Annotated in this window: 14 protein-coding genes and 1 riboswitch; of the genes, 9 read left to right on the top strand and 5 right to left on the bottom strand. The window is 54.8% G+C overall.

Annotation, left to right across the window (positions count from 1 at the left end; all coding sequences use genetic code 11):
* The first annotated feature begins 1 nt into the window (after position 1).
* The gene (locus tag C0560_RS20480) at positions 2 to 358 is read left to right on the top strand and encodes a PTS fructose-like transporter subunit IIB (protein WP_100778395.1); all 357 of its coding nucleotides are present in this window, start codon (positions 2 to 4) and stop codon (positions 356 to 358) included.
* Here C0560_RS20480 and C0560_RS20475 read toward each other — a convergent pair.
* The 3 genes from C0560_RS20475 to argE all read right to left on the bottom strand — a co-directional run bounded on the left by C0560_RS20475 (position 345) and on the right by argE (position 5,349).
* Entirely contained in the window at positions 345 to 1,193 is an 849-nt protein-coding gene (locus C0560_RS20475) for an AraC family transcriptional regulator (protein WP_248859330.1), read from the bottom strand. The two genes, C0560_RS20480 and C0560_RS20475, sit on opposite strands and share 14 nt — an antisense overlap.
* 94 nt (positions 1,194 to 1,287) lie before the next feature.
* The gene (ppc, locus tag C0560_RS20470; RefSeq protein ID WP_100778397.1) at positions 1,288 to 3,939 is read right to left on the bottom strand and encodes a phosphoenolpyruvate carboxylase; all 2,652 of its coding nucleotides are present in this window, start codon (positions 3,937 to 3,939) and stop codon (positions 1,288 to 1,290) included.
* Between the two features lie 258 nt (positions 3,940 to 4,197).
* Entirely contained in the window at positions 4,198 to 5,349 is a 1,152-nt protein-coding gene (gene argE / locus C0560_RS20465; protein ID WP_100778398.1) for an acetylornithine deacetylase, read from the bottom strand.
* Positions 5,350 to 5,437: 88 nt separating this feature from the next.
* Here argE and argC point away from each other — a divergent pair, with 88 nt between their 5' ends.
* The 4 genes from argC to oxyR all read left to right on the top strand — a co-directional run bounded on the left by argC (position 5,438) and on the right by oxyR (position 9,921).
* On the top strand, positions 5,438 to 6,442 hold the full coding sequence (argC, locus tag C0560_RS20460; protein ID WP_248859329.1) for an N-acetyl-gamma-glutamyl-phosphate reductase: 1,005 nt from the start codon (positions 5,438 to 5,440) through the stop codon (positions 6,440 to 6,442).
* Positions 6,443 to 6,448: 6 nt separating this feature from the next.
* Entirely contained in the window at positions 6,449 to 7,225 is a 777-nt protein-coding gene (gene argB / locus C0560_RS20455) for an acetylglutamate kinase (protein WP_095283929.1), read from the top strand.
* Positions 7,226 to 7,338: 113 nt separating this feature from the next.
* On the top strand, positions 7,339 to 8,712 hold the full coding sequence (argH, locus tag C0560_RS20450) for an argininosuccinate lyase (RefSeq protein WP_100778400.1): 1,374 nt from the start codon (positions 7,339 to 7,341) through the stop codon (positions 8,710 to 8,712).
* A gap of 291 nt (positions 8,713 to 9,003) precedes the next feature.
* Complete coding sequence (gene oxyR, locus C0560_RS20445; RefSeq protein ID WP_095283927.1) at positions 9,004 to 9,921, top strand: DNA-binding transcriptional regulator OxyR; 918 nt, start codon at positions 9,004 to 9,006, stop codon at positions 9,919 to 9,921.
* Here oxyR and sthA read toward each other — a convergent pair.
* Positions 9,904 to 11,304 (bottom strand): Si-specific NAD(P)(+) transhydrogenase, encoded by a 1,401-nt coding sequence (gene sthA / locus C0560_RS20440; protein ID WP_100778401.1) that lies wholly within the window; start codon positions 11,302 to 11,304, stop codon positions 9,904 to 9,906. The genes oxyR and sthA overlap by 18 nt on opposite strands.
* Before the next feature lie 196 nt (positions 11,305 to 11,500).
* Here sthA and fabR point away from each other — a divergent pair, with 196 nt between their 5' ends.
* Positions 11,501 to 12,145, top strand: coding sequence for an HTH-type transcriptional repressor FabR (gene fabR, locus C0560_RS20435; RefSeq protein WP_129035629.1), 645 nt, complete (start codon positions 11,501 to 11,503; stop codon positions 12,143 to 12,145).
* Positions 12,145 to 12,504 carry a YijD family membrane protein gene (locus C0560_RS20430; protein ID WP_100778403.1) on the top strand — a complete coding sequence of 120 codons (360 nt, stop codon included), beginning with the start codon at positions 12,145 to 12,147 and terminating at the stop codon, positions 12,502 to 12,504. Before fabR ends, C0560_RS20430 begins: the two co-directional genes overlap by 1 nt.
* Positions 12,505 to 12,587: 83 nt before the next feature.
* Here C0560_RS20430 and trmA read toward each other — a convergent pair whose 3' ends face one another.
* Complete coding sequence (gene trmA / locus C0560_RS20425; RefSeq protein WP_100778404.1) at positions 12,588 to 13,688, bottom strand: tRNA (uridine(54)-C5)-methyltransferase TrmA; 1,101 nt, start codon at positions 13,686 to 13,688, stop codon at positions 12,588 to 12,590.
* 104 nt (positions 13,689 to 13,792) lie between these two features.
* Positions 13,793 to 13,970, top strand: a riboswitch (cobalamin riboswitch).
* Positions 13,971 to 14,035: 65 nt separating this feature from the next.
* On the opposite strand from trmA, the gene btuB reads away from it, so the two are divergent.
* Positions 14,036 to 15,880 carry a TonB-dependent vitamin B12 receptor BtuB gene (gene btuB, locus C0560_RS20420; protein ID WP_123429960.1) on the top strand — a complete coding sequence of 615 codons (1,845 nt, stop codon included), beginning with the start codon at positions 14,036 to 14,038 and terminating at the stop codon, positions 15,878 to 15,880.
* Positions 15,825 to 16,676, top strand: coding sequence for a glutamate racemase (gene murI, locus C0560_RS20415; protein ID WP_102105806.1), 852 nt, complete (start codon positions 15,825 to 15,827; stop codon positions 16,674 to 16,676). The genes btuB and murI overlap by 56 nt, the downstream gene beginning before the upstream one ends.
* Positions 16,677 to 17,180: the final 504 nt, after the last annotated feature.

The following is a 17,180-nucleotide window of genomic DNA, read 5'->3' as shown; positions in this document are numbered from 1 at the left end:
TATGGCCGCTATCGCGGAACACCGAATTGTCGCAGTGACTGCCTGTGTGAGCGGTGTCGCCCATACTTACATGGCAGCGGAACGGCTGGAAAAGCTCTGCCACCAGGAAAAGTGGAACATTCGAATCGAAACCCAGGGTGCTCTGGGCATTGAATGCGAACTGACAGAAGAGGACATTCGTCAGGCGGAAGTGGTTCTGCTCATTACGGATATTGAACTGGCTGGCGTGGAGCGATTCGAGCAGTGTCGCTATGTGAAATGCGGCATCAATGCGTTCTTGCGCGATCCGCAAAAGGTGATGGTTGCCGTCCGTAAACTGCTGTCTGCCCCGCAACATACCCAGCTTATTCTGGATTAACCGACTTTCCGGTGAGCTGGCTGTGGTACTGGCGGCGATACTCAGACGGCGAGCGTTCCGTATTTTTGCGGAACAGTCGGCAAAAATAGTTACTGTCAATAAACCCACAGCTGTGTGCGATCTCTTTGACCTTCAAATCATACCCCTTCAGCAACCGGCGAGCATGTTCGAGCCGGGTATGCGTCAGATATTCGTTAAATCCCACCGCGCCTGTCTTCTGGAAAAGATGCGAAAGATAGTTGGGTGAGATGTAGAACGCTTTCGCGACGGATTCACGGGTCAGCGGCGACGCGTAGTGCTCATCAATATAGTCGCGAATGGCGCCAAACAGGGCCTGGCTGCGTGAAGCGGTCTGGATCTGGCTGCCGAGCAGGTCGGTGCAATGGCTGAGCAGGCTTAAGGTAATCAGCCTGGCGGTTTGCTGCTCCTGTGGCTGCATCTGCATTTCATGCAATGTTTGCAGCAGGAATGAGCCAATACGCGGGCCTCGGCGTGCAACGTGCTGTTTCGCCAGATTGCGCAGGGCTATGCCATCCCACTGCACCAGACTAAAACCAAGCTGTTGTTTGCCAAACAGAATGCTTAACGCGGTAGCGGGTTGTTGCCATTGCGGCGAGTTCCAGCCGCCTGCCGGGACATATAAGACATCCTGAGCCTGCAAAACTCCGGTCGATACGTCTTTCACGGAGCCTTCCAGCACAATCTCCAGACGTGGGAAATCAACCTGCAGCGCCAGCTCTGGTGCGGGAGTCGCGGGGTTAGCAAAATGCACTTTCCGCAGGGATGCCGGGCCTTCAATCAATTCGGCCAGGATCAGGTTGATATCTTGCTGCATGGCATTTCCTTCCGTGTCGACCAAAGAGAAAACCTTACCTGCAAGCATAAAAAAAGGCCACACATGGTGTGGCCTGATGAGCGCAAAACAGAGATTAGCCCGTGTTACGCATGCCCGCAGCGACGCCCGCGATGGTGACCATCAGCGCTTGTTCCACGCGCGGGTCTGGCTCTTTGCCGGCTTCTTCCGCCTGACGGGAACGGTGCAGCAGTTCTGCCTGCAATACGTTCAGTGGGTCTGTGTAGATGTTGCGCAGCTGGATGGACTCGGCAATCCACGGTAAATCTTCCATCAGGTGCGAGTCGTTGGCGATATCCAGCACGACTTTAATGTCGCCTTCCAGCAGCTCGCGCAGCTCTTTACCCAGGCCCCATAGCTCCGGTTTGACCAGGCGCTGATCGTAGTATTCCGCCAGCCACAGGTCGGCTTTGGAGAACACCATCTCCAGCATTCCCAGACGGGTGGAGAAGAAAGGCCAGTCGCGGCACATGGTTTCCAGCTCGCTTTGCTTGCCGTCTTCGACCACTTTTTGCAGCGCGGCACCGGCACCCAGCCAGGCAGGCAGCATCAGACGGTTTTGCGTCCAGGCGAAGATCCATGGAATAGCGCGCAGAGACTCCACACCACCGGTTGGGCGGCGTTTCGCAGGACGTGAACCGAGCGGCAGTTTGCCCAGCTCCTGTTCCGGCGTTGCCGAGCGGAAGTACGGGACGAAATCTTTGTTTTCACGTACATAGCCACGGTACAGATCGCAGGAGATATCCGACAGTTCGTCCATGATATGACGCCATGCGTCTTTTGGCTCCGGTGGTGGCAGCAGGTTCGCTTCCAGAATCGCGCTGGTGTAGAGCGACAGGCTGCTGATGGTCACTTCCGGCAAGCCATATTTAAAGCGGATCATCTCGCCCTGCTCGGTGACACGCAGGCCGCCTTTCAGGCTGCCCGGCGGCTGCGAAAGCAGTGCCGCGTGCGCTGGTGCGCCGCCGCGACCGATAGAGCCGCCGCGTCCGTGGAACAGCGTTAATTCGATACCCGCTTTTTCGCAGGTTTTGATCAGCGCGTCCTGCGCCTGGTACTGCGCCCAGGAGGCCGCCATTACGCCCGCATCTTTCGCAGAGTCGGAATAGCCAATCATCACCATCTGTTTGCCCTGAATAAAGCCGCGATACCAGTCGATATTTAGCAACTGGGTCATCACGTCGTTGGCGTTGTTCAGGTCGTCGAGGGTTTCAAACAGCGGAGCCACCGGCAGCGCAAAGCTAATACCGGCTTCTTTTAACAGCAAATGTACGGCCAGCACGTCGGACGGGGTCTTCGCCATGGAGATCACATAGGCGGCGACAGATCCTTTTGGCGCATCAACGATCGCTTTACAGGTGTTGAGCACTTCGCTGGTCTCTTCGCTCGGCTCCCAGCTGCGCGGGAGAAGAGGGCGTTTTGAGTTCAGCTCGCGGATCAGGAAGGCCTGTTTGTCGGCTTCAGACCAGCTTTCGTAGTCGCCAATGCCGAGATAGCGGGTCAGCTCGCCCAGCGCTTCGGTGTGGCGGGTGCTTTCCTGACGCACGTCGATTCGTACCAGCGGCACGCCGAAACACTTCACGCGGCGCAGGGTGTCGAGCAGCTCGCCGTTGGCGATGATGCCCATTCCGCATGCCTGTAGTGATTTATAGCAGGCGTAGAGCGGGTCCCACAGCTGTTCGTTTTGGCTGAGCAGTCCCGCCGGTTTCGGCAGACGCTGGCCTTTCAGGCGCGCTTCCAGCCAGGCTTGGGTCGCCATCAGCTGACTGCGCAGGTTTTTCATCAGGTAACGATACGGCTCGCTGGCGCCCGCTTCGCCGACCAGTTCCAGCAGCTCTGGCGTCGCTTCGACCATCGACAGTTCAGAAATCAGGATTTGAATATCTTTCAGGAACAGGTCGGTGGCTTTCCAGCGGCTCAGCAGCAGGACGTGGCGGGTGATTTCAGCGGTGACGTTTGGGTTGCCGTCGCGGTCGCCACCCATCCAGGAGGTGAAGCGCACCGGCACGAAATCCACCGGCAGGCGGTAGCCCAGATTCTCTTCGAGCTGTTCGTTTAGCTCGCGAAGGTAGTTTGGCACTCCTTCCCACAGGCTGTTTTCCACGACCGCGAAGCCCCATTTGGCTTCATCAACCGGGCTTGGACGGTACTTACGGATTTCATCCGTGTGCCAGGACTGGGCAATCAGCTGGCGAAGACGACGCATCAGCTGGTTGCGTTCGTAATCGACAATGTCTTTGTTATCAAGCTGCTTCAGGCAGTTGTTCACTTCCACCATTTTGTGGATAAGCGTACGACGGGTGATCTCGGTCGGGTGCGCGGTAAGCACCAGTTCCAGGGAGAGGGATTCCACCGCTTTTTTGATGGTCTCTTCGTTGAGATCGGGCTGGTCTTTGAGTTTTCTGAGCGTGCGGGCAATCACTTCCGGGTTGCTGGCAGCTTCGCCCTTCGGCGAAATACTGTGGTATTGCTCGGCGGTGTTAGCCAGGTTCAGGAACTGGCTGAACGCGCGCGCGACGGGCAGCAGTTCGTCGTTGGACAGGTTCTGCAAGGTGGTGAGCAGCTCCTGGCGGTTCGCTTCATTTCCTGCTCGGGAGGATTTGGACAGCTTACGGATGGTTTCAACGCGGTCGAGAATGTTCTCTCCCAGCGCGTCCTTGATGGTATCTCCCAGCACTTTGCCGAGCATACTGACATTACTACGCAACGCGGAATATTGTTCGTTCATAAAAACCCAGTCACCCCATCATTTTTGTTTATGCCCATTCAGAAATCTTTTGGACATTTATTTGTCATCTCCCTTTATAAAGCCACGTAAACCCCCTGCCGTCAATTGCTGCGAAAACGGTTCAGCAAACGAATAAATGTGGGCAATTTACGAAATTTAATTCGCTTCGCGTCAGATAAGAGATGCTTATGAGAATGTGACGAGGATCATGCGTTTTGGTGCCCTCTCCTGGCGGAAGAGGGCACTCAAAAAGAATTGTTAGTGCCAGCAGAAATGATGCACAACCTGGGTAATTAATTCGCGTGTCGGCTTAATAAAGCGGGTTTCCAGGTATTCGTCCGGCTGGTGAGCCTGATTAATGGAACCCGGGCCAAGCACCAGTGTCGGGCACAGCGTCTGGATAAACGGCGCTTCGGTGCAGTAGTTCACTACATCGGTTTGCGCGCCGAGCAGTTTTTCGACCACCTGCACCAGCTGGTGGTCCGGCGGGCATTCGTAGCCAGGGATCGGCGGGTGCAGCTCGGAAATGGTCAGACGGCCCGGCCAGCGCTCGCTCACAGGGGCCAGTGCTTCCGTCAACAGCCCATCCAGATCGCTTAAGGTCATGCCCGGCAGCGGGCGGATATCCATATGCAGTTCGCAGCAAGCGCAGATGCGGTTGGAGGCGTCACCACCGTGCAGACTGCCCAGGTTCAGCGTTGGGTACGGCACGGTAAACGAGTCGTGGTGATAGCGCTCTTTCAGGGAGTCGCGCAGCTGCATGATACGGCCAATCGCATCATGCATCAGTTCGATGGCGTTGACGCCACGAGCGGGATCGCTGGAGTGGCCGGACTGGCCCATCACGCGTACGGCGGTAGAGATATGGCCTTTGTGGGCGCGAATCGGTTGCAGTGAAGTCGGTTCACCGATAATGGCGCAATCCGGGCGCAGGGCGGTATTCTCCGAAAAATAGCGCGCACCCGCCATGCTGGTCTCTTCATCGGCGGTGGCCAGAATATAGAGCGGCTTTTTCAGGGTTTTCACATCCACGTCACGCAGGGCATCAAGAATAAAGGCGAAGAAGCCTTTCATATCCGCCGTGCCCAGACCGTAGAGCTTGTTGTCGTGCTCGGTCAGGGTGAAGGGATCGCGCGTCCAGCGGCCATCATCAAAGGGAACGGTATCCGTATGTCCGGCCAGCAGCAGGCCGCCAGCACCCTCGCCGGTACTGGCGAGCAGATTGAATTTATTGCGGGTTCCTGGAACGGGTTGAACTTCCACCTTAAACCCGAGTTCGCTAAACCAGCCAGCCAGTAAATTGATTAAAGACTCATTGCTCTGGTCGAGCGCTTCTTCGGTCGCACTGATGGACGGCGTGGCAATCAGGGCGCGGTAAATCTCGATAAAGGGTGGTAAATTCATTTTCATTGTTGACATACCTTAGGTCGTGATAGTATCAATATTCATGCACTAAATATGAATAAAAATACACTAACGTTGATCGTAAAGGAACCCGATGTTGAATACGCTGATTGTGGGCGCTAGCGGTTATGCGGGCGCAGAGCTTGTGAGCTACGTGAATCGCCATCCTCATATGACCATAACCGCTTTGACCGTATCAGCGCAAAGCAATGATGCGGGAAAATTAATTTCTGATTTGCATCCGCAGCTTAAGGGAGTCGTGGATTTGCCGTTGCAGCCGATGTCCGACATCAGCGAGTTTACCGACGGTGTGGATGTGGTGTTTTTGGCCACCGCCCACGAAGTTAGCCACGACCTGGCACCGCAGTTCCTGGCGGCCGGCTGTGTGGTTTTCGATCTCTCCGGCGCGTTCCGCGTTAACGACAGTGCGTTTTATGAAAAATATTACGGCTTTACTCACCAGCATCTGGATCTGCTTAAAAAAGCGGTTTATGGTCTGGCGGAGTGGAGCGCGGATAAGCTGAAAGAAGCCAATTTGATTGCCGTTCCGGGATGCTATCCAACGGCGGCGCAGCTTTCTCTTAAGCCTTTGATCGACGCGGGCCTGCTGGATCTTAACCAGTGGCCTGTGATCAACGCCACCAGTGGCGTCAGCGGTGCCGGGCGTAAGGCGGCCATTTCTAACAGCTTCTGCGAAGTGAGCCTGCAACCGTATGGCGTATTCAACCACCGTCATCACCCGGAAATCACTACACACCTGGGCGCGGAAGTGATTTTCACCCCGCATCTGGGCAACTTCCCGCGCGGGATTCTGGAAACCATCACCTGCCGTCTGAAACCGGGCGTGACCAAAGATCAGGTAGCCGAAGCCTTTAATCAGGCGTATGCCGATAAACCGTTGGTGCGTCTGTATGACAAAGGTGTCCCGGCACTGAAAAACGTGGTCGGCCTGCCGTTCTGCGATATCGGTTTTGCCGTTCAGGGCGAGCACCTGATCGTGGTGGCTGCAGAAGATAACCTTCTCAAAGGCGCTGCCGCCCAGGCGGTGCAGTGCGCAAACATTCGTTTTGGCTTCGCCGAAACGCAGTCTCTTATTTAAGGTGTGATGATGAATCCATTAATTATCAAACTCGGTGGTGTACTGCTGGACAGCGAAGAAGCGCTGGAGCGTCTGTTTACTGCACTGGTGAACTATCGTGAATCACACCAACGTCCGCTGGTGATTGTACACGGCGGCGGCTGCGTGGTGGATGAGCTGATGAAAGGGCTGAATCTGCCGGTGAAAAAGAAAAACGGCCTGCGTGTGACGCCTGCCGATCAGATCGACATCATTACCGGCGCGCTGGCGGGAACTGCAAACAAAACGCTGCTGGCGTGGGCAAAGAAACACCATATCGCCTCCGTGGGCCTGTATCTGGGCGACGGTGATAGCGTAAATGTGACCCAGCTCGACGAAGAACTGGGCCATGTTGGACTGGCGCAGCCGGGTTCACCTAAGCTGATTAACACCCTGCTGGAAGGCGGTTTCCTGCCGGTTGTAAGCTCTATCGGGGTGACCGAAGAGGGACAACTGATGAACGTGAATGCCGACCAGGCGGCCACGGCGCTGGCGGCGACGCTGGGCGCGGATCTGATTCTGCTCTCCGATGTGAGCGGGATTCTGGATGGAAAAGGCCAGCGCATTGCCGAGATGACGGCGGCGAAGGCTGAGCAGTTAATCGACCAGGGCATTATTACCGACGGCATGATTGTGAAGGTGAATGCCGCGCTGGATGCCGCTCGCACTTTGGGTCGCCCGGTCGATATCGCCTCTTGGCGTCACGCGGAACAATTGCCCGCGCTGTTTAACGGCACGCCGATTGGTACACGTATTCTGGCCTAATATTTTGTGCATGTAAGTACAGCGTTATCGGGCAAAAAAAGAGTATTGATGATTGCAGGTCGGGTAAGCGCAGCGCGACCCGACAGAACTAACCGAATTTAAGGAAGCATGTTATGGCACTTTGGGGTGGGCGTTTTACACAGGCAGCGGATCAGCGTTTCAAACAGTTCAATGACTCTTTGCGCTTCGACTACCGCCTGGCCGAACAGGATATCGTCGGCTCTGTGGCCTGGTCTAAAGCGCTGGTTACCGTTGGCGTGCTGACGGCAGACGAACAAGTGCAGCTCGAAGAGGCGCTGAATAATCTGCTGGAAGAGGTGCGCCTGAATCCGCAGCAGATCCTCGAGAGCGATGCTGAAGATATTCATAGCTGGGTGGAAGGCAAACTGATCGACAAAGTCGGCCAGTTGGGTAAAAAGCTGCACACCGGGCGTAGCCGTAACGATCAGGTCGCAACTGACCTGAAGCTGTGGTGTAAAGACACTGTTGTGGAGCTGCTGTCGGCGAATCGCCAGCTGCAGAGTGCGCTGGTGGAAACCGCGCATCACAATCAGGACGCGGTGATGCCGGGTTATACCCACCTGCAGCGCGCGCAGCCGGTGACGTTTGCTCACTGGTGTCTGGCCTATGTTGAAATGCTGGCGCGCGATGAGAGCCGTTTGCAGGATACCCTGAAGCGTCTGGACGTCAGCCCGCTGGGCAGCGGTGCGCTGGCCGGCACGGCGTATGAAATCGACCGTGAACAGCTGGCCGGCTGGCTGGGCTTTGCTTCTGCCACCCGTAACAGCCTGGACAGCGTTTCCGATCGCGACCACGTGCTGGAGCTGCTGTCGAATGCGTCCATTGGCATGGTGCATCTGTCGCGCTTTGCCGAAGATCTGATTTTCTTCAATTCCGGTGAAGCCGGTTTTGTTGAGCTGTCTGACCGCGTGACGTCCGGTTCTTCCCTCATGCCGCAGAAGAAAAACCCGGATGCGCTGGAGCTGATCAGGGGTAAATGTGGCCGCGTGCAGGGCGCGCTGACCGGCATGATGATGACGCTGAAAGGGCTGCCACTGGCCTACAACAAAGACATGCAGGAAGATAAAGAGGGGCTGTTCGATGCTCTCGACACCTGGCTCGACTGCCTGCACATGGGCGCGCTGGTGCTGGACGGTATTCAGGTGAAACGTCCACGTTGCCAGGAAGCGGCGCAGCAGGGCTATGCGAACTCTACGGAGCTGGCGGACTATCTGGTCGCGAAAGGCGTGCCGTTCCGTGAGGCGCACCATATTGTGGGCGAAGCGGTGGTTGAGGCGATTCGTCAGGGCAAGCCGCTGGAAGATCTTACGCTTGCCGATCTGCAAAAATTCAGTGCGGTGATTGGCGATGACGTCTATCCGATTCTGGCGCTGCAATCCTGCCTGGATAAGCGTGCGGCGAAAGGCGGTGTGTCGCCGAAGCAGGTGGCGCAGGCAATTGCGGATGCGAAGGATCGACTGATTTAAGTCGGTACATTGCCGGGTGGCGCAGCGCTTACCCGGCCAATAAAAATCAGGCCTGGCGTTTGCCGGGCTTTTTTATGCAAAAAAAAGCGGACACAGGGTCCGCAAAAGTTCACGTTGGCTTTAGTTGTTCGAGTTTTGAGAGAAACTCGTATAACGCGGCAGTGCTTCAAGGGTCAAACAGTCACCGCCTCGTCTATGTGGTGTATTATTCAACAGAATGCTTGATAGGGATAATCGTTCGTTGCTATGCTATCTATCGCCATGAACTATCGTGGCGACGGAGGATGAATAATGAATATTCGTGATCTTGAATACCTGGTAGCGTTAGCCGAGCATCGTCATTTTCGCCGCGCGGCAGATTCCTGCCACGTCAGCCAGCCGACCCTGAGCGGTCAGATTCGCAAGCTGGAAGATGAGCTGGGCGTGATGCTGCTGGAACGTACCAGTCGTAAAGTGCTGTTCACCCAGGCCGGTTTGCTGCTGGTGGATCAGGCGCGCACCGTGCTGCGCGAGGTCAAAGTGCTCAAGGAAATGGCAAGCCAGCAGGGGGAAGCCATGTCCGGCCCGCTGCACATTGGCCTGATCCCTACCGTTGGCCCCTATTTGTTGCCGCAAATTATCCCGATGCTGCACCAGACCTTCCCGAAACTCGAAATGTATCTGCACGAAGCCCAGACCCATCAACTGCTGGCGCAGCTGGATAGCGGTAAGCTCGACTGTGCGATTCTGGCGCTGGTCAAAGAGAGCGAAGCCTTTATCGAAGTGCCGCTGTTTGATGAGCCGATGATGCTGGCGATCTATGAGGATCACCCGTGGGCGAACCGCGATCGCGTGCCGATGTCCGATCTGGCGGGTGAAAAGCTGCTGATGCTCGAAGACGGTCACTGTCTGCGCGATCAGGCGATGGGTTTTTGCTTTGAAGCGGGTGCGGATGAAGATACCCATTTCCGTGCAACCAGCCTGGAAACGCTGCGCAATATGGTGGCGGCGGGAAGCGGTATTACACTGCTGCCTGCGCTGGCCGTACCGCGCGAGCGCAAACGCGATGGTGTGGTTTATCTGCCGTGCATTAAGCCTGAGCCGCGTCGTACCATTGGTCTGGTCTATCGTCCAGGATCACCGCTGCGCAGCCGCTATGAGCAGCTGGCAGAGGCCATCCGCAGTTCGATGGATGGCCACTTTGACGGTGCGTTAAAACAGGCGGTTTAAGCCGTTCAGCGCTGCTACCCGATAGGCTTCCGCCATCGTCGGGTAGTTAAAGGTGGTGTTCACGAAGTACTCAATCGTGTTACCGCCACCTTTTTGCTCCATGATGGCCTGACCGATATGAATGATTTCCGCCGCGCGTTCACCGAAGCAGTGAATCCCGAGGATCTCTTTCGTCTCGCGATGGAACAAAATCTTCAGCGTTCCCACGCTCATTCCCACGATTTGCGCCCGCGCCAGATGCTTGAACTGCGCACGACCCACCTCGTAAGGCACCTTCATTGACGTCAGCTGCTGTTCGGTTTTGCCCACCGAGCTGATCTCCGGAATGGTGTAAATCCCGGTTGGAATATCTTCGATCAGATGCGCAGTCGCTTCGCCTTTCACCAGCGCCTGGGCAGCGATGCGGCCCTGGTCGTAAGCGGCGGAAGCCAGGCTCGGATAACCAATCACATCCCCCACCGCGTAGATATGCGGTAAGGCAGTCTGGTACATGCTGTTGACCTTCAGCTGACCGCGGCTGTCCGTTTCAAGACCGATGTTTTCCAGCGCCAGCGAATCGGTGTTACCCGTACGCCCGTTGGCATACAGCAGGCAGTCGGCTTTGAGCTTTTTCCCGGATTTCAGGTGCATGATCACACCGTCATCGCAGCCTTCGATTTTCTCGTACTCTTCGTTGTGGCGAATAACCACGCCGCTGTTCCAGAAGTGGTAGGAGAGGGAGTCGGACATCTCCTGATCGAGAAACGCCAGCAGACGGTCACGGGTGTTGATCAGGTCGACTTTCACGTCCATTCCACGGAAGATCGACGCATATTCGCAGCCAATCACCCCTGCGCCGTAGATGAGCACGTGGCGCGGTTCGTGGTGCAGGCTCAGAATCGAGTCGCTGTCGTAGACGCGCGGATGAGAGAAATCGACGTCAGTCGGATGGTACGGGCGTGAGCCGCAGGCGATGACAAATTTCTCGGCGGTAATCGTCTCGACGGAACCGTCATGACACTTCAGCGCCAGCGTGTGTTCATCAACAAAGTGCGCGTCGCCCTGCAAAATTTCGCAGTGATTGCGCTCGTAAAACCCCTGGCGCATCCGCGTTTGCTGATTAATGACGTTATCAGCATGGTTGAGGATGTCGGCAAAGGAAGAACGAAGTAGTCGGGAATGGTCGCTGTAAAGAGGGTTCTGGTTAAATTCAATAATGCGGCTAACGGCGTGGCGGAGGGCTTTAGAAGGGATGGTGCCCCAGTGGGTGCAACCGCCGCCAACATTATGGTAGCGCTCGATGACCGCTACTCTGGCTCCCTGTTTCACCAGTCCCATAGCAGCGCCTTCGCCGCCGGGGCCGGAACCAATAACTATTGCGTCGTAATCGTAGGTGTGTGGCATGGCAAGGCTTACCTGTTCTTATACATAAAAGCAACAGAATAGTAACATCATTAGCAGGATAACCCAATTATCGTTGTGCTCTTTTCGAGCTGTGGAGCACAAACCTCGCGTAAACAATCATTCACAAAGTGATGCAAACAGATTAATTTTATTCTCTGGTATAGTGCCTGAAGGCCTTTGGAAGGATTCAACTATTGTGATGGGCGTAAGAGCACAACAAAAAGAGAAAACCCGGCGTTCGCTGGTGGAAGCGGCATTTAGTCAACTGAGTGCTGAGCGAAGTTTTGCCAGTTTGAGCCTGCGCGAAGTCGCACGCGAGGCCGGGATTGCGCCAACGTCCTTTTATCGTCATTTTCGTGATGTGGATGAGCTGGGTCTGACCATGGTGGATGAGAGCGGCCTGATGCTGCGCCAGCTTATGCGCCAGGCGCGTCAGCGTATCGCCAAAGGCGGCAGCGTGATCCGCACGTCCGTTTCAACGTTTATGGAATTTATCGGCAACAATCCCAACGCGTTTCGACTGTTATTGCGCGAACGTTCGGGGACATCTGCCGCGTTTCGTGCCGCCGTTGCGCGTGAAATTCAGCATTTTATTGCGGAACTTGCCGACTATCTCGAAATCGAAAACCATATGCCACGCGCCTTCACGGAAGCGCAGGCCGAGGCGATGGTGACCATTGTTTTCAGTGCGGGTGCCGAAGCACTGGATGTTGGCGTTGAACAACGCAAGCAACTCGAAGAGCGACTGGTATTACAGCTGAGGATGATTTCCAAAGGAGCGTATTACTGGTACCGCCGGGAACAAGAAAAGTCGGCGCATCAAATCGACGAAGGTGAGTAATGAAACAGTCAGGTCAGGATAAAGGTACGTTGTTGCTGGCATTGATCGCTGGCTTATCTATTAACGGAACATTTGCAGCCGTGTTCAGCTCCATTGTGCCGTTTTCGATCTTCCCGCTTATCGCTCTGGTGCTGACGGTTTACTGCCTGCATCAGCGCTATCAGAACCGTACCATGCCGGTAGGTTTACCGGGCCTGGCTGCCGCGTTCTTTATCCTGGGCGTTCTGTTGTATAGCACCGTGGTGCGCGCGGAATATCCGGATATCGGCTCTAACTTCCTGCCTGCGGTGCTGTCAGTGGCGCTGGTGTTCTGGATTGGTATTAAGATGCGTAACCGTAAGCATCAAATCCATGAATAACGGGATGTTGCAGGGCAGACAGGCGTAGCGCCACCTGTCGAAAAAAAGCCGGATGGCGTTTCGCTTATCCGGCCTACAAGATTTTACTTCGCCGTTAACAGTACGCCGCACTCCATGTGGTGCGTGTACGGGAACTGATCGAACAACGCCAGACGTTCAACCTTGTGCGTCTGGCTTAATGTTTCCAGATTCTTACACAGCGTCTCCGGATTGCAGGAGATGTAAAGAATACGTGGATAAGCCTGCACCATCTTCTCGGTTTCGCTGTCCAGCCCGCTGCGCGGTGGATCGACGAAAATCGTCTCGCACTGGTAGCTCTTCAGATCGATTCCCTGCAAGCGGTTGAATTCACGCACGCCGTTCATCGCCTGCGTAAACTCTTCGGCCGCCATGCGAATAATTTGCACATTATCAATGTGGTTCGCCGCGATGTTGTACTGCGCTGCCGCGACGGAGGGTTTGGCAATTTCGGTGGCCAGAACGCGTTCAAAGTTGCGCGCCAGCGCGAGGGAGAAGTTGCCGTTCCCGCAGTATAGTTCGAGCAAATCACCCGTTGCCCCTTCGGTGGCGTTCAGCGCCCACTCCAGCATCTGCACGTTCATCGCCGCATTCGGCTGCGTGAAGCTGTTTTCGACCTGGCGATAGATCATCTCTTTCCCGGCCACTGGCAGACGTTCATCCACATAGTCCTGATCGAGCATGATTTTAGTTTTGGTGGCGCGGCCAATCAGATGCACATTGATATTCTGGGCACGCAGCGCATCGCGCAGCGCTTCCGCTTCCTGACGCCATTCATCATTCAGGGTTTTGTGATAGAGCAGTGAGACGATCGCCTGGTTGCTTTGCGTGGTCAGGTAATCAATCTGGAACAATTTGTGGCGCAGAATCGGGTTTTCACGTACGCCTTCAATCATCAGCGTCATTAATTGGTTAATTAATTCACTCGCGGCCGGGAAGCTGTTTACGCGGATGCGGGACTTGGTCTGCTGATCGAAAATGATGTGGTACAGATCGTCGCCGTCATGCCAGATACGGAATTCAGCGCGCATGCGATAGTGACTGACCGGCGAGCGGAACACCTCGGGAACGGGCGCCGCAAAAGGCGTCATCATACTTTGCAGGCGGACCACTTTTTCTGCCAGCTGCGCGTCGTACTGTTCTGTCGGGAGGTGTTCGGGGGTCATGATGCATCCTGAGTGGTAAACAATTTCGCGGGGATTGTAAGCACTGTACAGGGGATGTCCAGATTTAATCATGCATAGCTGTCTGGACATCCATACGTTTCTAATTGTAGCATTCTGTTTCCGGTCTCCTGTAAGTGAAAAGGGAATCCAGTGTAAATCTGGAGCTGACGCGCAGCGGTAAAGACTGGCGGGATGAATGTTGTAGACACTGCTTTCGAGTGGGAAGTCTTCATCCACACACGCCACCAAGCCCGAAGACCTGCCGGTGTTACGTCGCATTTGGTTTCATCATCGCGTGCTATAGATGACGCCTGCGGCATCCTTCTTATATTGTGGATGCTTTAACAATGATTAAAAAAGTATCGCTGATGACGGCGCTTTCCGTCACGGCTTTTTCGGGCTGGGCGCAGGAAAGCGCTGACTCGTTGGTGGTGACAGCAAACCGTTTTGAGCAACCGGCAAATACCGTTCTGGCGCCGACGTCGGTGGTGACCCGTGAAGATATCGAACGCTGGCAGGCCAAGAGCGTCGTGGAAGTCATGCAGCGCCTGCCGGGTGTGGATATCGCCCAAAGCGGCGGCATGGGGGCAAACGCTTCTACTTTTATACGCGGTACAGAATCACGTCACGTTCTGGTGCTGATTGACGGCATCCCGCTGAACAACGCCGGGATCAGTAATGTCGCCGATCTTAGCCAAATCCCTACTTCTCTTATCCAGCGTCTTGAGTACATTCGCGGTCCACGGTCTGCGCTGTATGGTTCCGATGCGATTGGCGGCGTAATCAACATTATCACCGGACGCGATCAGCCTGGCGGTGAGATTTCTGCGGGTGTGGGGTCGAAGGGCTATCAGTCTTACGACGGTTCATTCCAGCAGCTCTTCGATAAAACCAAAGTCACCCTTGCGGGCAACTATACCTATACCCGCGGTTTTGATATTGATGCGCAGGATGCACCGCGTCAGCCGGATCGCGACGGTTTTATGAGTAAGTCTCTGTACGGCTCCGTGGAGCAGCAAATCACCGACAGCGTGAGCGGCTTCTTCCGTGGCTTTGGCTATGACAACCGTACCGCGTATGACGGTTATGATAGCTATGACGATAACTACAACATGACCGGCACGCCAGACATGCGGCAGCTGTATAGCCAGAATTGGGATACCGGGCTGCGCTACAACCAAGGGATTTATCATTCACAGTTGGTGGCCGGTTATGGTCGCAGCAAAGATCTGAACTACGATCCGAGTAAAGGGCGCTATGCGGCATCGTCCAGTATGGATGATGTGAAACAATACACCACGCAATGGATGAACACCTTCACTGTTGGCCAAGGCAACATTGGAGCGGGTCTGGACTGGCAGAAGCAGAAAACCGAAGCAGGAACAGCTAGCCTGAAAAGTGGTTATGAACAGCGTAACACTGGCGTGTTTCTCTCCGCGATGCAGCAGTTTAATAGCGTAACGCTGGAAGCGGCTGCTCGTAACGACGATAACTCTAATTTTGGCAACCACAGCACATGGCAAACCAGCGCCGCGTGGGAGTTTGTCGAAGGGTATCGCATTATTGGTTCTTACGGCACTGCGTATAAAGCGCCAACCATGAGCCAGATTCATAGCGAGAAGTATGGCAACCCGGATCTGAAACCTGAAGAGAGCAAACAGTGGGAAGGGGGCTTTGAAGGTCTGACGGGACCGGTGAGCTGGCGCGTGAGCGCGTATCGTAATGATGTCGATAATCTGGTGGGCTACGATGCGAACAACCGCCCTTATAACGTCAACAAAGCTCGTATTGAGGGTATTGAAGCGACGGCACAGTTTGATACCGGTCCAGTTGGTCATCAGATTTCTTATGATTATGTAGATCCGCGTAATGCGAAAACCAACGAAGTGCTGAAGCGTCGCTCCAAACAGCAGGTGAAATACCAGCTGGATACTCAGGTATGGGATTTCGACTGGAATCTTGCCTACCGTTATTTGGGAACTCGTTACGACGACGATTTCAGCAGTTTTCCGTCTCGTGAAGTGAAAATGGGTGGCGTAAGTCTGTGGGATGTCGCAGTTTCATATCCTGTCACCTCACATCTGACAGTTCGTGGTAAAATAGCTAACCTGTTCGATAAAGATTACGAGACAGTTTATGGCTACCAAACTGCAGGACGGGAATACACCTTGTCTGGCAGCTACACCTTCTGATCCACGTCCCACCGTGCTGGTGTTTGACTCCGGCGTCGGTGGGCTTTCGGTCTACGATGAGATTCGGCATCTTCTGCCGGATCTTCATTACATCTATGCTTTCGATAACGTCGCTTTTCCTTATGGGGAAAAGAGCGAAGACTTTATCGTTGAGCGTGTCCTGGAAATCGTCACTGCCGTCCAACAGCGTTATCCCTTAGCGCTGGCCGTGATTGCCTGTAATACCGCAAGCACCGTTTCCCTTCCTGCATTACGCGAAAAATTCCCGTTCCCCGTTGTGGGCGTGGTGCCGGCGATTAAGCCTGCGGCTCGTCTGACGGCGAACGGTATCGTCGGCTTGCTGGCGACGCGCGGGACCGTAAAGCGTCCTTATACGCGTGAGCTGATCGACCGCTTCGCTAACGAATGCTCGATTGCCATGCTCGGCTCAGCCGAACTGGTGGAGATGGCCGAAGCGAAGTTGCATGGGCATCCGGTGCCGCTGGAGGAGCTGCGTCGCATTTTGCGTCCATGGCTACGAATGGCTGAACCACCGGATACGGTTGTGCTGGGCTGCACGCATTTCCCGCTATTACAGGACGAGCTGCTTGAGGTCTTGCCGGAAGGCACACGTCTGGTCGACTCCGGTGCCGCGATTGCCCGGCGCACCGCCTGGCTTCTTGAACATGAAGCGCCAGATGCCAAATCCAGTGACAAGAATATTGCTTTCTGTATGGCGCTCACCCCTGAGACTGAGCAACTTTTACCCGTCTTACGCCGATATGGCTTTGAAACGCTCGAAAAACTGGCGCTGTAGCACGGTTTTGAACAAAAAAAAGGCGGTTGAAAGTTTTTTTTAAAAGAGGGGTTGTCAACGTCTGAGAACTCCCTATAATGCGCCTCCACTGACACGGAGCAATGGCACGCAAGCCGCCGGGACAGCAGGGGTTCAGCGATGAACGTCGACAGCGAAAAGCGAAATTAAACGCTTGACTCTGAATGAGGAAAACGTATTATACGGGACCTCGCAACGGTGAGCGAAAGCCGCGTTGCACTGCTCTTTAACAATTTATCAGACAATCTGTGTGGGCACTCAAAGTGACATGGATTCTAACGTCGCAAGACGCTAAATGAATACCAAAGTCTCTGAGTGAACATACGTAATTCATTACGAAGTTTAATTCACGAGCATCAAACTTAAATTGAAGAGTTTGATCATGGCTCAGATTGAACGCTGGCGGCAGGCCTAACACATGCAAGTCGAGCGGTAGCACAGAGAGCTTGCTCTCGGGTGACGAGCGGCGGACGGGTGAGTAATGTC

Source organism: Lelliottia sp. AC1 (assembly GCF_023278595.1).
Lineage (GTDB): Bacteria > Pseudomonadota > Gammaproteobacteria > Enterobacterales > Enterobacteriaceae > Enterobacter > Enterobacter nimipressuralis.
This window is presented reverse-complemented; position numbering and strand designations above follow the sequence as displayed.